This window comes from Streptomyces sp. NPDC023157, assembly GCF_055560575.1.
The window spans coordinates 37,221-53,321 of sequence record NZ_JBVHIL010000008.1; the positions used below are offsets into that span (position 1 = coordinate 37,221).

The following is a 16,101-nucleotide window of genomic DNA, read 5'->3' on the forward strand; positions in this document are numbered from 1 at the left end:
TTAAGTGCGGGCCGGTGATCTGAGTCACGGTCGGACATTCCGCCGGAATGCTGTCGCGGCGTCATGCGCGAACCCCCGGGAACCAGTTGGAGAAAAGGATCACGGCACGCCGATTGATCCTTTTCCGACCCATAAAAGATCTGCTTGCTTTTGCGAATCAGGCCCTTGTTCTCGCTGTTCGCCTTCGCCTACGGTCACCCGTCATCCGGACGGAACGCCGAATCCTGCCGCCGCCCGGGTACCGCACTCACCCACTCGTACGGCAGGAGCGGGGGACCCAGGTTCGCCGCCGTCCCGGTCTCCGGGGCGGCTCGGGGTGAAGCCGCGCGCCGCGCGGCCGGGCAGCTCCTGCCCGAACCCGACAGCTCACCTCGCAGGCGAAGGAGAGGAAATCGCCATGCGTGGACACGGGAAGCACCGCCGCCCCAAGAACACCCCGCTCGCCCGCGGACTGGCCGTAGCCGGCCTCGCCGGCAGCGCCGCACTCGCCCTGCCGCTCGCCGGGGCCACCGGCGCGGCGGCCGAGACCCCGCGGGCGCCGCAGACGGTCCAGTCCGTCGCGTCCGTCGGGTCCGTCACGTCCGTCGGGTCCGTCACGTCCGTCGCAATCGAAAAGGCGGCGGCTCGGACGGTGAAGGCGAACGGTCTCGTGCGCTATTCCGTGGTCGCCGGCGACTCGCTCTCGAAAATCGCCCGGAAGCACCACGTGAGCGGCGGCTGGAAGACGATCTACCGCGACAACCGCGCCGCCGTCGGCGCGGACCCGGGCCTCATCCGCCCTGGCCTGCGACTCGCCATCGACACGCGGAACGCCCAGAGCACCCAGGCCGCCGAGAGCGCGGAGCGTCCGGCGGTGGCGCGTTCGGGTGCCGCGAGCGGCACCGCCGCCGCGCGTCCGGCGGTCGCGCGCCAGGCGTTCGCCGTGTCGCCCGCCGTGGCACGGGCCGCGGCCCAGGCGCCCGCCGTCTCGTCGGCGACCTCGGCCGTCTCGTACACGAACGACCTGGACGGCTGGATCCGCGAGTCGCTCTCCATCATGGCCAAGAACGGCATCCCGGGCAGCTACGACGGCATCTACCGCAACGTCATGCGCGAGTCCTCGGGCAACCCGCTGGCCATCAACAACTGGGACTCCAACGCCCTCGCCGGCACCCCGTCCAAGGGCCTGCTCCAGGTGATCGAACCCACCTTCCAGGCCTACCACGTCGCCGGCACGGCCTTCGACCTCTACGACCCGGTCGCCAACATCACCGCCGCCTGCAACTACGCGGCCGCCCGCTACGGCTCCATCGACAACGTCAACAGCGCCTACTGACGGGACCGCGCGGCCGCCCGGCCGAGGCGTCCGCCGAAGGTGTCCCTATGATGGCGTTACCCCCGGTAGCGGCAGCATGGGGACACCACGGCCGGAAGGAGCGCCCGGAGATGACGGGCTGGAACGCGCGGAACATCCCCTCCCAGGGAGGGCGGACAGCGGTGGTCACCGGAGCCAACAGCGGCATCGGATACGTCACCGCCCGCGAGCTGGCCCGCGCCGGTGCACACGTCCTCCTCGCCTGCCGCAGCCGCACCCGCGGCGAGGCGGCCCTGTCCCGGCTGCGCGACGAAGTCCCGCGGGCGTCGGCCGAGTTCGCGCCGCTCGACCTCGGCGACCTCGCCTCCGTACGCACCTTCGCCGCCGCCCACGCCGAGCGCGACCAACGGCTCGACCTGCTCGTCAACAACGCGGGCGTGATGGCCCTGCCGCACGGCCGCACCGCCGACGGCTTCGAGACCCAGTTCGGCGTGAACCACCTCGGCCACTTCGCGCTCACCGGCCTGCTCATGCCGCTGCTGCTGCGCACCCCGGGCGCCCGGATCGTCAGTCTCTCCAGCGGCTTCCACGCGCTGGCCGACCTGGACCACACCGACCTCAACGCCGAACGCCGCTACCGGCGGTGGATCGCCTACGGGCGCTCCAAGACGGCCAACCTCCTCTTCGTCCACGAACTCTCCCGCCGCCTGGCCGCCGCCGGCTCCGGGATCGTCGCGGCCGCCGCCCACCCCGGCTACGCCGCCACCAACCTGCAGACGGCCGGCCCCCGCCAGGAGGGCCGCAGGACCGCCGCGCGCCTGATGGAGCTGGGCAACCGGATCATCGCGCAGCCCGCCGCCGGCGGAGCCCTGCCCACCCTGTACGCCGCCACCGCACCCGGCGTGCGCCCCGACGCCTTCATCGGCCCCAAGCTGGGCTGGCGCGGCGCGCCCACCCGGTCCTGGCGGGCCGGGTGGACACTCGACGACACCTCCGGCGAACGCCTCTGGACCGCGTCCGAGGAACTCACCGGCGTCCGGTACCCGTCACTGGCCGGCTAGGAGCCCGCGCCCCGGCCGCCGTTCCTCAGACGCCCGCGAGGCCCGTGGCTGAGGCGCCCGCGAGGCCCGTGGCTGAGGCGCCCGAGCGGCCCGCGGCTCAGGCGAGGAACTCCCCGTCGCGGGCCACCACGACGCCGCCGTGCACGACCAGGTCCCGGCGCGGCATGTCCACCACGACCTGGGGCAGGCACTCGCCGCGTACGAGGACGAAGTCGGCGGGCGCCCCGGGCCTGAGGTCGGCGTGCGGCAGGCCCATGACGTCCGCGCCGCCGTTCGCGGCGACGCCGTAGCAGTCGCTCAGCTCGTCGTCGAGGCGGACGTCCGTGACCCAGCCGAGAAGGTGGGCGCGGTGCATCATGTCCGCGTTGCCGAACGGGCTCCAGGAGTCCCGCACGCCGTCGGAGCCGAGGCCCACCCGTACACCGTGCTCGCGGAGCCGGGCGATCGGCAGGACCAGCGAGTCGGAGGGCGCGACGGTCGTGAGGGCGATGTCCTGGGCGCCCAGATCGGCGGCGATCGCACCCAGATCGCGGTCGGAAAGGGCGGGCAGACAGAAGACGTGGCTGACGGTGACCTTGCCGGCGAGCGACAGGGCGCGGGTGCGGTCGATGATGCCGCGCATCGCCTTGAGCCCCTTCTCGCCACGGTCGTGCAGGTGGATGTCCACGCCGACGCCGTGGCGGTCCGCGATGCCGAAGACCAGGTCGAGCTGCTCGTCGAGGGCCTGGTCGAAGCCGATCGGGTCGATGCCGCCGATCATGTCCACGAGTCCCTGGCGGGCCGCGTCCTCCAGCAGCTTCGCCGTCCCCGGGGTCCGGATGACACCGTGCTGGGGGAACGCGACGATCTGGACGTCGAGCGCGTGCCGCAGCCGCGCCCGCGCGTCGGCGACGCCCCGCACGCCGGCCAGGCCGTACGCCGGGGCCACGTCGGCGTGGGCGCGCATCGCCCGGGTGCCGCGGGCGACGGCGTGGGACATCAGCCCGTACGCCCGCTCGGCGACCGGCCGGCGCTGGCTGCGGAACAGCTCCACGTCCTGCGCGACGTAGTCGGCGATGCCGCTCGCCGGGCGCCGGGACACCCAGGAGCCGCCCCAGGTCGTCTTGTCGGGGTGGATGTGCGCGTCCACCAGAGCCGGCAGCGCGATCCGGCCCCCGCCGTCGATGACCTTCGCGCCACGCGGCGCGGGGCCGTCCGAGACGAGCCCGTCGACGACCACGAGGTCCGTCGCCTTCGCCGCGCCGAAGACGCGCACATCGCGGAAGACCACCGTCTTGTCGCGCTGCCGTGCGGCACCGGCGCCAGTGGCGGTCGCGGCTTCGGCGGGTGCGGCCGTCGCGGGGGCGGCGGCGCCCACGGTGGCCGTCGTACCGGCCAGGGCGGCGGCGCCGGCCAGCATCGTGCGACGGGAGAGCGCGGGGGAGGGGGACGACGGCTGCATGGGGACTCCTTGGGGAGGGGTCAACGGCTCCCCGTTTTTGTATACCAAGCAGTGCGTGCCGAACAAGAGAGGAAGGTCGGAGGCGGAGAATCCCAGATGAGAGCCGATGGTGAGGGTGTGAGTAGGGAGGGCTAGAGCTGGGCCCCACTCTTGGTATACAAAGTCTCTCAGGCGTCGCCGAAGAGGGAGCGCAGGGCGACCGCCCTGCTGTCCCGTACGTGCAGCAGCGTGCTGGCCCCCGCGGCCTCCGCGTCCCCGGCCGCGATGTGCCGGAACATCTCGGCGTGCTGGGCCCGCATGTGGGCGGGCTCCTCGCGGAGTCCGAAGAGCAGGCGCAGCTGCCAGCTCAGCTGCTCCATCATGCGCGCGAGCAGCGGATTGCCGGCCATGGCGACGACACCCTCGTGGAACGCCGTGTGCGCGGCGACCTCCCGCGCCCCTTCAGCTTCGGCCGCCGCCGACTCGGCCTGGTGGAGTGTCGCCTCCAGCGCGGTCAGCCCCTCGGCGTCGCCCGCCGCCGCGATCCGGGCCGCGAGCCGCGAGGCCTGGACCGCCAGGGGCTCCCACACCTCGTACAGGTGCTCCACGTCGGTGCGCTCCAGGCGTCGTACGCGCACCCCGCTGTGCGGGAGCAGTTCGAGCAGGCCCTCGGCGACGAGCGCGCGGAGCGCCTCGCGGACCGGTACGCGCGACATGCCGAGCTCCTCGGCGACCTCCCGCTCGACGAGCCGGGCACCCTGCTCGTACCGCCGGTCGACGATCCGCTGCAGGACGGCCTCGCGCGCCCGCGCTCCGAGCGGGCCCGATCCGGCCTCCTTGGCCGTCGCCCCGGTCCTGCTGCTGTCCGCCACCTGTCCGACCTCTTCCGTCCTCCGCCGGGACCACCCGGGCCCGCCGCGCCGAGGATACGACGGGCGGGCCCGGCCGGCCGGATCAGACGGCCGCCGGTTCCGCCGTCTGATCGGCGGCGGGCGCGGGCGTCGCCGTGGCGCGGGGGCCTTGGGCGGCGCGCAGACCGAACCGCGCGATGACGGCGACGAGGGCGAAGGCCGTCGCCCCGATCCAGAAGGTGAGGGTGAAGCCGGACTCCGCGGGCAGCGGCGGGACGCCCGCCGGCAGGTGCTCCACGGTCTTCGACGCCAGGATCGTGGTGACGACGGCGCTGCCGATCGCGCTGCCGGTGGAGCGCGAGATGGAGTTGATGCCGTTGGCTATGCCGCTCTGGTGGTGCGGGACGCTCGCCATGATGACGGCCGGCATGGCCGCGTAACCGAAGCTGACGGCCGCGCCGACGATCACGCCGGCGCCGATCACCGAGAGGGTGTGGCCGTGGTCCAGGGCGAGCCAGCCGAAGCCCACGGCGCCGAGCGCGGCGGCCAGGATCAGTGCCGTGCGCGGACCGCGGTGGCGGACCAGCTGGCCGCCGACGGGGGAGGCGAGCAGCGAGACGATCGCGCCGGGCAGCAGGAACTGCACGGAGGCGCGCAGGATCGACGCGTCGAACCCGTACCCGGTGAGGGCCTCGGGCATCTGGACGAGGTACGAGACGCCCAGGAAGTTCGCGAACATGCCGAAGCCGACGAGGATGCCGGCCAGGTTGGCCATGAGCACCGGCCGGTGCACGAACATGCGCATGTCGACGAGGGGCTCGCGGACCTTCAGCTCGATCAGCACCCAGACGCCGGTCATGACGGCAGCGCCCACGAAGCTGCCCAGCGTACGGCCGGAGGTCCAGCCCCACTCGTGCCCCTGCGAGATGGGCAGCAGCAGGAGCAGCAGGGTGATGCCGAGGGCCAGCGCGCCGAGGAAGTCGGTGCGGCCGCCCGTCTTGTGGCGGGTCGCGGGGACCAGGAAGAGGACCCCGAGCAGGGCGAGCGCGGCGAAGCCGGTCGCCATCCAGAAGGCGCTGCGGTAGTCGGCGTCCGGGCCGGAGGTCAGCAGGCCGGTGGCGACGAGCGCGAGACCGCTGCCGAAGGCGAGGGTGCCGCTGACCAGGGACATGGCGCCGGGCAGCTTCTGCGGCCTGACCTCCTCGCGCAGGACGGACAGCGCGAGCGGGAAGATCGCCGTCGCCGCGCCCTGGAGCACACGGCCCAGGATCAGCAGGGGCAGCGAGGTCGCCAGGGCGGCGACGACGGAGCCGACGACCATGACGCCGAGCACCGCCACGAGGGTGGGCTTCTTGCCGTGCTGGTCGCCGAAGCGGCCGAGCAGCGGCGTGAACACGGCGGCGGAGAGCAGCGTGGCGGTGGTCACCCAGCTCACCTCGGCCGTGGAGACGCCGAGGTCGGCACGGATCAGGCCGAGGATCGGGACCGGCAGGGTCTGCATCATCGACACGACCATGGCGGCCAGGCTCAGCGCGAAGACGATGACGGTCTCGCGTCTGGCGTCGGCCGTGGACGGCGGGGTGGTGGTGCTCATGTGGGGGCCTTCTCCATGCCTCATCGCTCCGTCCCTCATCGCTTCAGGACGTCGATGTTTGATGTCATCAAGTAGTTCATCGATGACGGTAGACCTCGATATTTAAGGCAGTCAAGTAAACAATTGATAATGTGAAAGATCTTGAGTACGCTCGAACCATGAGCGCGACGGCCCCCGAGACCCCCAGCAAGCTCCAGCTCCTGGAGCTCCTCGCCGCCATCGGTACGGCCCAGTGGCGGGACTTCGCCGCGGCCGCGGCCCATCACGGCCTCACCTCCACCCAGGCCAAGGTCCTCGCCCAGCTCGACGCCCCGCTGCCGATGCGCGCCCTCGCCACCCTGTTGGTGTGCGACGCGTCCAACGTCACCGGGATCGTGGACCGCCTCGAAGCCCGCGAGCTCGTGCGCCGCGAGCCCGACCTCACCGACCGCCGCGTCAAGAACGTGGTGGCCACGGACAGCGGCCGGGAGATCATCCGCCGCGTCCGCGAGGAGATGCAGGCCACCCACGGCGCCCTCGACACCCTCACCACCGCCGAGAGCGCCCTGCTCTACACCCTCCTGGGGCGCCTGCGCCCGGGCATGGAGCAGGGCGACCGACCGGCTCAGGTCGCGTTGAGCGCCGTCGTCGGGTCCAGACGGGACGCCCGGACGGCGGGATAGAGACCCGCCAGCGCCCCGATCACCAGGGTGGCCGCGAGACCGCCGCCGAGCGACCAGAGCGGCACCACCGGAGTCCAGCCCTGCACCAGGGCGAAACCGTGCGTGGCCGCCGCACCCAGGACCGCCCCCGCCACCCCGCCGAGCGCGGACAGCAGCAGCGACTCCGTGAGGAACTGCAGCCGGATCGCCCCCCGGGTGGCCCCGAGGGCCCGTCGCAGCCCGATCTCCTGCCGCCGCTCCAGCACGGACACCACCATGGTGTTCGCGACACCGACGCCGCCCACGAGCAGCGCCACCGCCCCGAGGCCCAGCATCAACGCGGTGAGGCCCTTGTCGGTGGCGGCCTTCGCGGCGAGCGCGTCGGACGGGCGCGAGACCTTGACCCCGGTCGGGTCGCCGGGGCTCACCGTGCGGGCCAGCACCGCGCGCACGTCCTCGACGGAGGCGTCGGAAGAGCGCTCGAAGACGGTGGACGGGTGCCCGTCGAAGCCGAAGTAGCGCTCGGCCGCCGGGAATCCCACGAGCGCCACCCGGTCCAGGTTGGGGACCAGTTCGATCGGTTCGAGGATGCCGACCACCACGACGTACACGTCGTTCATCATGATCTTCTCGCCGGGTTCGGTGACGCCGAGCCGCCGCGCCGCGACCGCCCCGAGCACGGTCACCGGAAGCCGCTCGTTCGCACGGTTCAGCCACACCCCACGACTGATCTCGGCCCCCAGCGCCGTCAGCAGATCCGGCCGGGCGGCCTGCGCGGTGACGCCCGCCGTCCGTTCCTCGGGCACGACGTCGCTGCGCCGGATCCGCGCGTCCACGTCGGCGGTGGCCGTCGCGTGCTGGACCGGGCCGATGCGACGCACCATCGCCACCGCGTTCTTCGGCAGGGTGACCTCCTGACCGTACGGATCCCGGCCGGCCTCGGCGGTCAGCAGATTGGTGCCGAGCCGGTCGAGACGGCTCATCAGATCGGCGCGGCTGGAGGTCGAGAGACCCACCACGGCGATCATGGTCGCGATGCCGATGGCGATGCCGAGCGAGGACAGCACCACCCGGGTACGGCGGGTGCGCAGGCCGATCGCGCCGGTACGCAGCACGTCACGGGGAGCGAGCCGCGCGGGCCGAAGGGGCGCGGAGCTCATGCCCTTACCTCCTTCTGATGTCCAGGAGAGGCTTCCCGGGATTCGTCCCTCCCGGAGTCGTCCACGACCGCGCCGTCGCGGAAGCGCACCCGGCGGGGCAGGGAGTCGGCGATGTCGTGGTCGTGGGTGATGACGCACACCGCCGTGCCGGCGGCGTTCAGTTCGTGCAGGAGCTCCATCACGATCCGTCCGGACGCGGTGTCGAGCGCGCCGGTCGGTTCGTCGGCGAGCAGCAGGTCCGGCGCGCCCACGAGCGCCCGGGCGATGGCGACGCGCTGCTTCTCGCCGCCGGACAGCTCGGTGGGCCGGTGGCCGAGGCGGTGCCCGAGCCCGACCCGTTCCAGCGCGGCACGGGCCCGCGCGCGGCGCTCCCGTGGGCCGACGCCCGCGTAGAGGAGCCCGTCGCCGACGTTGTCGACGGCGTCGCGCCCGGCGGACAGATGGAAGTGCTGGAACACGAAGCCGATGTGCCGGGCTCGCAGGGCGGACAGCTGCGCGTCCGACAGCGCCCCGACGTCCCGACCGGCGACGTGGACGGTGCCGGTCGTGGGCCGGTCCAGGGTGCCCATGATGTTGAGCATGGTCGATTTGCCGGACCCCGACGGGCCGACGATGGCGAGGAGCTCGCCGGCCTCGACGGTCAGGTCCACCGCGCGCAGCGCGTGCACCGGTCCCGGGTGGGTCTTCGAGGCGCCACGGAGCTCGACGACCGGAGGCACGGGGGCGGCGGAGCCCGCCGCACCACGGGGGACGGGCGCGTCGGCGCCGTCCGGGGCGACGGATCGACGACGGCGGGCGGTCACGGAGCCGCCACCCCCACCCGCATCCCCTCGCGCAGCTGGGCGCCGCTGACCTCGATCTTCCCGTCGGCGGTCATGCCGGTCTCCACCCGCACCATCCGGCTCGTGCCGCCCTCGACGACTTCGAGTCCGTAGCCGCCGTTCTCGCCGCGCAGCGCCACCACCGCCTCGACGGGCACCACGAGCACCCCCTTCCTGCTCTCGCTCACGAACTTCACGCTCGCCGTGGCCCGGGCGTCCTCGCCCGCCGGCGTCCCGTCGTCGAGGGTCACCTCGACGGTGATCCCCTCCCGGGCACCCCCGCCCCCGGCCCCGTCCCCACCGCCGGCCCCGTCGCCGCCGGGCCGTACCGTCCCGGTCACCTTCCCCCGTACCGTCGCCCCACTGGGCAGCGTCACCTCGACGCGGGTGCCCGGCGCGGTCAGCGGCGCATCCGCCTGGTCGAGATCGGCGCGTACGACGGGACGGGGCGAGGCGACGGTGAGCACCGGCTTGTCGGGCCCGACCTGGTCGGCCAGGACCGCGTCCGCCGAGACGACCCTGAGGCGGCCCGGCTGGAAGACCACGTCCCCCTTGCCGACCCGCCCGGTCGGCTCCCGGTTGAGCGACTTCTGCCACCGCTTGACGGCGGCCTCCGTCGCCGCGTCGAACCGCGGGTCCACGTACATCCCGGCGCCGAACCCGAGGTCGCGCAGATTGCGTTCGAGCTGGAGGACATCGGTACCCCGGTCGCCGGTCCGCATCTCGCGGAACATGGGCACCGGCCCGTACAGCAGGGTGACCGGCTTGTCGTCGAGCTCGTACAGCGCCTGCCCCTGCCGTACGGTCGCGCCCTCCTCGGCGGCCACCGTGACCGTGCCCGGGACCGCCGCCTTCACCGGCCGCCGGCCCGCGAAGTCGAGCCGGCCGTCGACGGTCTTGCTGCTCACCAGGTCGGTCCGTACGACGGTGGCGGTGGCGGGCGGCAGCCCCTGCCCACCGCCCGCAGGCTCGGCCTCCGGCCCGGCGCCGAGCACGACGGTCCCGGCACCGCCCGCGAGGGCCACGGCCAGCGCGCCACCGAGAAGAAGGGTCCTGCGGCGCGTCACTGCATGCCGTCCAGGCCGTCGAGGAGCTTGTCCTTGCAGGCCGCGACGGCCTGCTTGTAAGCGGGGGAGCGATGGTCGAACGACGGGCTCGCCGGGTTCGGATCGCCGCCGGGGATCACGTTGCCACCGGACATCGTCGGGTTCTGGAACCGCGACACGCCCTTCTCGCGCATGCACTGGGCGTGCGCCAGCATCGACTCGTACTCCGTCTGCGCGTCCCGCTCGGGCTCCTGCTGCGACGCCGCGGTCATCTCGGTCACGCAGACGCCGTTCTTGCCGCCCTTGGACACCTCCGGGTACGTGGGGCTCAGCTCGTCGATCTTCGTCCAGTCCAGGTAGCCGCTCAGCTTGGGGTCGGGGAACTCCTTCACACCGCCCTTGCCGCGCATGCACCGCACGTAGTTCATCTGCGCGTCGTAGAAGGCGCCCTTGCCGCCGGCCGCCGACGATCCGGCACCGCCGGCACCGCCCGTGCCGCTCGGGGTGGCGGAGGCCGCCGTCGACTCGTCCGGGACGGTGGCGACGCCGGCCTCCTTGACCCCGCCCTCGGAGCCACAGGCGACGGCGAAGGCGAGGACCGGGAGCGCGAGGAGCGCGGCGAGGACGGCACGGGGACGGGGACGGGTGCGCGTACGGGCGGCGGAGCCGCCGGCGGAGGCACGCGAGGTGGTCGGGGCGTTCGAGGCGTTCGATGTCATGCGGACGACTCTCAGGCGCGCACGTGACGGTCTCTCCCGCCCCGCTGCATGAACACGTAACACCACATGATGAGGAGGTAACAATGCCGGCCGGCCCGCGGATCCGGGCCCTGAGCTGGGGGTACCCGGCGAAATCCTCACCCATAATCGGACGCATGCCCCATGTGCTTCTCATCGAGGACGACGCCGCCGTGCGCGACGGCATGGAACTCGTCCTGCGCCGACACGGCTACGACGTCGACACCGCGGCGACCGGTGAGGAAGCACTCGCCCTCCTCGACAGCCCGGCCGGGACGGCCGTCGAGCTCGTCGTCCTCGACCTGATGCTGCCCGGCATCGACGGCTTCGAGGTCTGCCGCCGCCTCCGCGCCCGCTCCACCCTGCCCGTCATCATGCTCACCGCCCGCGGCGACGACGCCGACATCGTGCGCGGCCTGGAGGCCGGCGCCGACGACTACGTCGTCAAGCCCGTCACCGCGCCCGTCCTGGAAGCCCGAATCAAGGCCGCCCTGCGCCGGGCCGAGCCGCAGCCCGCGCACCCCGAACGCTCCGAGTACACCGGACTCGTCCTCGACCGCGCCGGCCTCACCGTCACCCGGCACGGCACCCCCGTCGCCCTGCCGCCCACCGAGCTGCGCCTGCTCCTGGAACTCTCCGCCTCACCCGGCCGGGTCCTCAGCCGGGAGCAGCTCCTCGCACGCGTCTGGGACCACGACTACCTCGGGGACTCGCGCCTGGTCGACGCGGCGGTGGGGCGCCTGCGCGCCAAGATCGAGGACGAGCCGGCGCGACCGCGCTACATCCAGACGGTCCGCGGCTTCGGCTACCGCTTCGGCCCGGTATGAAGCCACGACGCCCCTCGCCGCCGGGCCCGGCCCCCGAACACGGCACCGGCTCCGGACGGTCCCGCCGCCCCCGCGGGCCGTGGCTGGGCAGCCTGCGCACCCGTCTCGTCGTCACCTTCGTCCTCGTCACCCTGACCGGCTCCGCCACGGCGACCGTCCTCGCGTACCGGGAGGCGCGCACCGCGATCCTCAAACGCGCCCAGGACTCCTTCCAGGACAACCTCCACGACCGCGTGACGGCCATCGCCCCCGACGTCGACCTGCCGCCGACCGAACGCGGCCTCACCGAACTCGCCGAACGCGTCTCGCAGAGCCTCGACGGCGCCCCGCTCGTCATCAGCCGCTACCGCGAACTCCAGGGCACCTCCGACGGGCTCGCCGACCCGAGCAGGATCACCCCGGAACTGCGCGAGGCCGTCCGCACCCGCTCGGCCATGAGCTTCCAGCGCGTCACCCGCCACGACACCCCGTACCTCGTCGTCGGCACCCCCGTCACCTTCGGCGACGACGGGCGGGCCTCGGGCCTGGAGATCTACGCCGTCACCTCGCTGCGACCCGAGCAGGACGACACGGCGGCCCTGCTCACGGCGGTACGGGACGGGGTCGTCCCCGTGGTCCTGCTCTCCGCGCTCCTCGCCCTGCTCTCCGCCCGAGCCGTCCTGCGCCCGGTACGCGACCTGGGACGGGCGACCAGGAAACTCGCCGAAGGCGACCTCTCGATCCGGGTCACGGTCAAGGGACGCGACGAACTCGGCAACCTGGCCCAGGACTTCAACGAGACCGCCGACGAACTCCAGTCCTCGGTCACCCACCTGCGCGACCAGGAGGAACGCGCCCGGCGCTTCGTCGCCGACGTCTCCCACGAACTGCGCACCCCGCTCGCCGCGATGACCATGGTCGCCACCGTCCTGGAGGAGGACGCCGACCAGCTCCCGCCGGACACCGCCCAGGCCGCCCGCACGGTCAGCGCCGAGACGGCGAAGCTGTCCCGCCTGGTCGACGACCTGATGGAGATGTCCCGCTTCGACTCCGGCGTGGCCCGCCTGACCCTCACCGACACCGACCTGGCCGAGGCGATCCGGGCGAGCCTGGCCCTGCGCGGCTGGAGCGAGGCCGTCCGTACCGCACTCCCCGACGGCGTACGCGCGCCGCTGGACCGGCGCCGCCTCGACGTCATCATCGCCAACCTGGTGGGCAACGCCCTGCGCCACGGAGCGCCCCCGGTGACGCTCACGCTCACGAGCACACGCCACCAGGCAGTGGTCACGGTCACGGACCAGGGCCCCGGACTCTCACCCGAGGCGCTCACCCACGTCTTCGACCGCTTCTACAAGGCGGACGCGGCACGCACCCGCTCCGAAGGCAGCGGCCTCGGCATGGCCATCTCCCTGGAGAACGCCCGCCTGCACGGCGGCACGATCGAGGCGGCGAACCGCCCCGAGGGCGGCGCCGCCCTCACCCTCAGCCTCCCCCTGCCCGAGCCCGAGCCCGAGCCCGAGCCCGAGCCCGAGACAGAGACAGAGACAGTGGCCGAGCCCGATACCGTCACCGAGACCGAGGCGAAGGCCCCCACCGCATGACCCCCACATCCCCGGTCGTCCGCCCCCTGACAGCCACCGTCGCAGTCCTGCTGACGGCCGCGCTGACCTCCTGCGGCATACAGCCGAGCGGAGTGATCGGCGCGGGCGAACCCCCGACCGGCCTCACCAAGGGCCTCCGCCTCTACTTCGTCTCACCGACGGGCCACTTGGAAGGCGTCTCGCGCCCCGACGTCCAGATCACCGAACTGGACGCGGCCCTCAAACTCCTGGCCGCCGGCCCCACCGAACCGGAACAGAAAAGGGGCCTGACCACCCTCGTCAGCCAACTCCCGTACGACGCCACGGGACAGGGCACCCGGGTGACCCTCAGCTCACCCGGCACCACCTTCTCCGGCAACCGCCGCGACGACCTGGTCAACGGCCAAGTCGTCTGCACCCTCGCCCGCGCCCAGTCCGCCCTCCACCCCACGATCCGCCCGGACGACGTCCAGGTCACCCTCAACGGCGAGGGCCGCCCCCTGGGCCCGTACCGCTGCTCCCAGTTCATGGGTGACTAGCCGCCGCGGGAGTTCAGAGCGGCTGGATCCGGGCGTGGAGGAGGCAGAACTCGTTGCCTTCGGGGTCGGCGAGGACGTGCCAGTTCTCGGTGCCGGTCTGGCCGACGTCGGCGGGCTTGGCGCCCAGGGCGAGCAGTCGCTCCAGCTCGGCGTCCTGGTCGCGGTCGGTGGGGTTGACGTCGATGTGCAGGGGCAGCTTCCCGGCCCGGGGAGTGTCGCTGGGGCTGAGGATGAGCGTCGGCTGCGGGCCCCCGAACCCGGTTTCGGCCGGGCCGATCTCGATGCTTCCGTCCTCTTCGCGGTCGAGCTCGACGTAGCCGAGGACCTCGCTCCAGAACGAGGCGAGTCGTTCGGGATCGGCGCAGTCGATGACCAGTTCACTGATGCGGCATGCCATGCGGGTGAGTGTAGGGGGCGGGTGGCGCGTGCGTCCCCGTGTCGTACGCAGGTCCTGGACAGCGGTCCGTGGCGCGGTGCGACCCACGCGGGCCGACCCCCGGCTCCGGACCCGCCTCCAGCGCTTCGACCACGAGGTCCGCGCGATCATCAGCGCCAACGGCGCCCGCCCGGGCACCTCGACCCTCCTGAACGGCGTCTTCTGGTCCTCCGACCCGGAGGAGGCCACCTACGAGCGCTCGCGCAGGTTCGACGTCGACCAGGTCGGCCGCGACGGGGTCCGCCACATCGCCGGCGTCATCGCCAAGCGGTACGACCAGGAGGCGGTGCTCACGTTCCGCTGCCTGCCGAGGACGTCGCCGGAGACCGACGCGGTCGAGATCCAGGCCCCCGGCGTCAGCCAGGCCGACCTGCACGGCGCACTCCTCGCCGACCCCGAGGACCGCGACGCCCTCGGCGGCGGCTCGACCACCCTCGACGGGCGCCTCGTCCTCGTCGCCCCGCTCGCCGACCTGCCGATGGCCCGGAAGTTCACGAAGGCGCTCGGCGTCGACTGGAACGACGCCGAAGTCCGCTACGGCGATGAGGAGTTCGTCAGCTGAGGTGCAAGGTGTCCGGCCATGGCCGCTGCCCGGGCCCCGTCGGGTGGGTCCCGGTGACGGCCATGACGGCGGAGTAGAGGCTGGTCTCGGCGGTGATGAAGAGACGGTTGCGCTTGGCGCCTCCCCAGGAGATGTTGGCGACCGCCTCGGGGACGTCGAGGCGCCCGATGAGGGTGCCGTCGGGGTCGTAGCAGTGCACGCCGTCGTCCATCGCCGCCGCCCAGAGTCGGCCGCCGTCGTCGAAGCGCAGGTTGTCGAAACGGGCCCGGGGGCGGGCCGAGGCGTCGGCGAAGACCTTGCCGTCCGAGAGGGTGCCGTCCTCGCGCACGTCGAAGACCCGGATGAATCCCGCGCGCGTGTCGGAGACGAACAACTGCCGCTCGTCGGCGGAGAAGACCAGCCCGTTCGGCGCGCCGAAGCCGTCCGCCACCAGACGTACCGAGCCGGTCGAGGGGTCGACGCGATAGACGTTGTTCGCACCGATCTCGCTCCGCGCGCGGTAGCCCTCGTAGTCGCTGGTGATGCCGAAGTCCGGGTCGGAGAACCAGATCGAACCGTCGGACTTCACCGTCGCGTCGTTCGGGCTGTTCAGCCGCTTGCCCTCCCAACGGTCCGCCAGCACGGTGACGGTGCCGTCGTGCTCGGTCCTGGTCACCCGGCGATTGCCCTGCTCGCAGGTGATCAGGCGGCCCTCGCGGTCGAGGGTGTTGCCGTTGGTGTGGCCGGCGGCGCGCCGGAAGACGCCGACGGCCCCCGTCTCCTCGTCCCAGCGCAGCATCCGGTCGTTGGGGATGTCGCTCCAGATCACCTGCCGCCAGGCGGGCAGGTAGACCGGTCCCTCAGCCCAGCGGCAGCCCGTGTACAGGACCTCCAGATCCGCGTCGCCGTTCATGCACCTGTCGGTACGGAACCGCTCGTCGAACATCTCGTACAGGGCGGGGCGTTCGCCGGACATGGGCACGGGCACGGGAATGGGCATGCCGTTCTCCTCGCGATGAGAGCTACCGAATCACCTTCGGTCTGTGAGTGAGACTGATGGATGGGATACGGTCTCGGCAAGACGAAGCCGAACGGAGAGTTGTGGATCACATAGATCGCGCGCTGCTGGCACAGCTCCAGCAGGACGCCACCCAGTCCTATGCCGCACTCGGCCGGGCCGTGGGCCTCAGCGCCGGCGCCGCCCACGAACGCGTACGCAAACTGCGGGAGTCGGGCGTCATCCGGCGCACCACCGTCGAGGTGGACCCGGCGGCGGTGGGCCGTGGCGTCCTCGCGTACGTGATGGTCGACTCGACCGCCTGGATGGGCGATTCGGCGCGGGACTTCGCCGCACTCCCCGAACTCGTGGAAGCGCACGTCATCGCCGGGAGCGCCTCCGTGCTGGTGAAGGTCCGGACGGCGACCACCGAGCAACTCCAGGACGTGCTGCGCCGGATCTACGCGATCGACGGGGTCAGCGGGACGCAGGCCACGGTCGTCCTGGAGACCTTCTTCGAGCGCCCGGTCCCGCCCGGGTGAGTTCCCGCCCCCCCCCGCAGGGCGGGCGGCCCTCC

General features: G+C 72.7%; 17 protein-coding genes and 1 riboswitch. Of the genes, 8 read left to right on the plus strand and 9 right to left on the minus strand.

The genetic code is table 11. The features are described from left to right. The first annotated feature begins 238 nt into the window (after positions 1-238). A riboswitch (cyclic di-AMP (ydaO/yuaA leader) is annotated at positions 239-393 on the plus strand. Positions 394-397: 4 nt separating this feature from the next. Together ACZ3ZE_RS26785 and ACZ3ZE_RS26790 are read left to right on the plus strand one after the other, a co-directional pair. Next, positions 398-1,315 (plus strand): LysM peptidoglycan-binding domain-containing protein, encoded by a 918-nt coding sequence (locus tag ACZ3ZE_RS26785; RefSeq protein ID WP_467261000.1) that lies wholly within the window; start codon positions 398-400, stop codon positions 1,313-1,315. Between the two features lie 110 nt (positions 1,316-1,425). Beyond that, positions 1,426-2,355 (plus strand): oxidoreductase, encoded by a 930-nt coding sequence (locus ACZ3ZE_RS26790; RefSeq protein WP_467261002.1) that lies wholly within the window; start codon positions 1,426-1,428, stop codon positions 2,353-2,355. A gap of 97 nt (positions 2,356-2,452) precedes the next feature. Here ACZ3ZE_RS26790 and ACZ3ZE_RS26795 read toward each other — a convergent pair whose 3' ends face one another. The 3 genes from ACZ3ZE_RS26795 to ACZ3ZE_RS26805 all read right to left on the minus strand — a co-directional run bounded on the left by ACZ3ZE_RS26795 (position 2,453) and on the right by ACZ3ZE_RS26805 (position 6,220). After that, positions 2,453-3,796 carry an amidohydrolase gene (locus ACZ3ZE_RS26795; RefSeq protein WP_467261004.1) on the minus strand — a complete coding sequence of 448 codons (1,344 nt, stop codon included), beginning with the start codon at positions 3,794-3,796 and terminating at the stop codon, positions 2,453-2,455. A 167-nt stretch (positions 3,797-3,963) separates the two neighbouring features. Next, positions 3,964-4,647 carry a GntR family transcriptional regulator gene (locus ACZ3ZE_RS26800; protein ID WP_467261006.1) on the minus strand — a complete coding sequence of 228 codons (684 nt, stop codon included), beginning with the start codon at positions 4,645-4,647 and terminating at the stop codon, positions 3,964-3,966. 82 nt (positions 4,648-4,729) lie between these two features. Beyond that, positions 4,730-6,220, minus strand: coding sequence for an MFS transporter (locus ACZ3ZE_RS26805; RefSeq protein WP_361179326.1), 1,491 nt, complete (start codon positions 6,218-6,220; stop codon positions 4,730-4,732). 158 nt (positions 6,221-6,378) lie between these two features. Between ACZ3ZE_RS26805 and ACZ3ZE_RS26810 the strand changes: the two genes are divergently transcribed. Continuing rightward, positions 6,379-6,882, plus strand: coding sequence for a MarR family winged helix-turn-helix transcriptional regulator (locus ACZ3ZE_RS26810; RefSeq protein WP_361179329.1), 504 nt, complete (start codon positions 6,379-6,381; stop codon positions 6,880-6,882). Here the strand turns inward: ACZ3ZE_RS26810 and ACZ3ZE_RS26815 are convergent. The 4 genes from ACZ3ZE_RS26815 to ACZ3ZE_RS26830 all read right to left on the minus strand — a co-directional run bounded on the left by ACZ3ZE_RS26815 (position 6,825) and on the right by ACZ3ZE_RS26830 (position 10,607). Further along, positions 6,825-8,021: an ABC transporter permease gene (locus ACZ3ZE_RS26815; protein WP_361179331.1), complete on the minus strand. Its 1,197-nt coding sequence runs from the start codon at positions 8,019-8,021 to the stop codon at positions 6,825-6,827. The two genes, ACZ3ZE_RS26810 and ACZ3ZE_RS26815, sit on opposite strands and share 58 nt — an antisense overlap. Then, positions 8,018-8,740: an ABC transporter ATP-binding protein gene (locus ACZ3ZE_RS26820; RefSeq protein ID WP_361179429.1), complete on the minus strand. Its 723-nt coding sequence runs from the start codon at positions 8,738-8,740 to the stop codon at positions 8,018-8,020. Before ACZ3ZE_RS26820 ends, ACZ3ZE_RS26815 begins: the two co-directional genes overlap by 4 nt. An 80-nt stretch (positions 8,741-8,820) precedes the next feature. Then, positions 8,821-9,909, minus strand: a complete 1,089-nt coding sequence (locus ACZ3ZE_RS26825; protein ID WP_361628315.1) for a peptidoglycan-binding protein — start codon at positions 9,907-9,909, stop codon at positions 8,821-8,823. After that, positions 9,906-10,607: a hypothetical protein gene (locus ACZ3ZE_RS26830; RefSeq protein ID WP_363292018.1), complete on the minus strand. Its 702-nt coding sequence runs from the start codon at positions 10,605-10,607 to the stop codon at positions 9,906-9,908. Before ACZ3ZE_RS26830 ends, ACZ3ZE_RS26825 begins: the two co-directional genes overlap by 4 nt. A gap of 155 nt (positions 10,608-10,762) precedes the next feature. Here ACZ3ZE_RS26830 and ACZ3ZE_RS26835 point away from each other — a divergent pair, with 155 nt between their 5' ends. The 3 genes from ACZ3ZE_RS26835 to ACZ3ZE_RS26845 are packed head-to-tail and all read left to right on the plus strand — an operon-like array spanning position 10,763 to position 13,550. Next, positions 10,763-11,452, plus strand: coding sequence for a response regulator transcription factor (locus ACZ3ZE_RS26835; RefSeq protein WP_361179337.1), 690 nt, complete (start codon positions 10,763-10,765; stop codon positions 11,450-11,452). Beyond that, a complete protein-coding gene (locus ACZ3ZE_RS26840) occupies positions 11,449-13,032 on the plus strand; it encodes an ATP-binding protein (RefSeq protein WP_467261008.1) in 1,584 nt (527 codons plus the stop codon). The genes ACZ3ZE_RS26835 and ACZ3ZE_RS26840 overlap by 4 nt, the downstream gene beginning before the upstream one ends. Next, positions 13,029-13,550: a hypothetical protein gene (locus ACZ3ZE_RS26845; protein ID WP_361179342.1), complete on the plus strand. Its 522-nt coding sequence runs from the start codon at positions 13,029-13,031 to the stop codon at positions 13,548-13,550. Before ACZ3ZE_RS26840 ends, ACZ3ZE_RS26845 begins: the two co-directional genes overlap by 4 nt. 13 nt (positions 13,551-13,563) lie before the next feature. Here ACZ3ZE_RS26845 and ACZ3ZE_RS26850 read toward each other — a convergent pair whose 3' ends face one another. Further along, on the minus strand, positions 13,564-13,947 hold the full coding sequence (locus tag ACZ3ZE_RS26850; RefSeq protein WP_361179344.1) for a VOC family protein: 384 nt from the start codon (positions 13,945-13,947) through the stop codon (positions 13,564-13,566). Between the two features lie 76 nt (positions 13,948-14,023). Between ACZ3ZE_RS26850 and ACZ3ZE_RS26855 the strand changes: the two genes are divergently transcribed. Beyond that, entirely contained in the window at positions 14,024-14,548 is a 525-nt protein-coding gene (locus ACZ3ZE_RS26855; RefSeq protein ID WP_361628303.1) for a hypothetical protein, read from the plus strand. On the opposite strand, the gene ACZ3ZE_RS26860 is transcribed toward ACZ3ZE_RS26855, so the two are convergent. Continuing rightward, positions 14,541-15,503, minus strand: coding sequence for an SMP-30/gluconolactonase/LRE family protein (locus ACZ3ZE_RS26860; protein ID WP_467261335.1), 963 nt, complete (start codon positions 15,501-15,503; stop codon positions 14,541-14,543). The genes ACZ3ZE_RS26855 and ACZ3ZE_RS26860 overlap by 8 nt on opposite strands. A gap of 125 nt (positions 15,504-15,628) precedes the next feature. Between ACZ3ZE_RS26860 and ACZ3ZE_RS26865 the strand changes: the two genes are divergently transcribed. Further along, the gene (locus ACZ3ZE_RS26865) at positions 15,629-16,066 is read left to right on the plus strand and encodes an Lrp/AsnC family transcriptional regulator (RefSeq protein WP_361179348.1); all 438 of its coding nucleotides are present in this window, start codon (positions 15,629-15,631) and stop codon (positions 16,064-16,066) included. Positions 16,067-16,101 lie beyond the last annotated feature (35 nt).

Bases quoted from the DNA above. Each gene is read 5' to 3' on its own strand.
- ACZ3ZE_RS26785 (WP_467261000.1), top strand. From the start codon at position 398: ATGCGTGGACACGGGAAGCACCGCCGCCCCAAGAACACCCCGCTCGCC.
- ACZ3ZE_RS26790 (WP_467261002.1), top strand. From the start codon at position 1,426: ATGACGGGCTGGAACGCGCGGAACATCCCCTCCCAGGGAGGGCGGACA.
- ACZ3ZE_RS26795 (WP_467261004.1), bottom strand. From the start codon at position 3,796: ATGCAGCCGTCGTCCCCCTCCCCCGCGCTCTCCCGTCGCACGATGCTG.
- ACZ3ZE_RS26805 (WP_361179326.1), bottom strand. From the start codon at position 6,220: ATGAGCACCACCACCCCGCCGTCCACGGCCGACGCCAGACGCGAGACC.
- ACZ3ZE_RS26810 (WP_361179329.1), top strand. From the start codon at position 6,379: ATGAGCGCGACGGCCCCCGAGACCCCCAGCAAGCTCCAGCTCCTGGAG.
- ACZ3ZE_RS26815 (WP_361179331.1), bottom strand. From the start codon at position 8,021: ATGAGCTCCGCGCCCCTTCGGCCCGCGCGGCTCGCTCCCCGTGACGTG.
- ACZ3ZE_RS26830 (WP_363292018.1), bottom strand. From the start codon at position 10,607: ATGACATCGAACGCCTCGAACGCCCCGACCACCTCGCGTGCCTCCGCC.
- ACZ3ZE_RS26835 (WP_361179337.1), top strand. From the start codon at position 10,763: ATGCCCCATGTGCTTCTCATCGAGGACGACGCCGCCGTGCGCGACGGC.
- ACZ3ZE_RS26840 (WP_467261008.1), top strand. From the start codon at position 11,449: ATGAAGCCACGACGCCCCTCGCCGCCGGGCCCGGCCCCCGAACACGGC.
- ACZ3ZE_RS26845 (WP_361179342.1), top strand. From the start codon at position 13,029: ATGACCCCCACATCCCCGGTCGTCCGCCCCCTGACAGCCACCGTCGCA.
- ACZ3ZE_RS26850 (WP_361179344.1), bottom strand. From the start codon at position 13,947: ATGGCATGCCGCATCAGTGAACTGGTCATCGACTGCGCCGATCCCGAA.
- ACZ3ZE_RS26860 (WP_467261335.1), bottom strand. From the start codon at position 15,503: ATGTCCGGCGAACGCCCCGCCCTGTACGAGATGTTCGACGAGCGGTTC.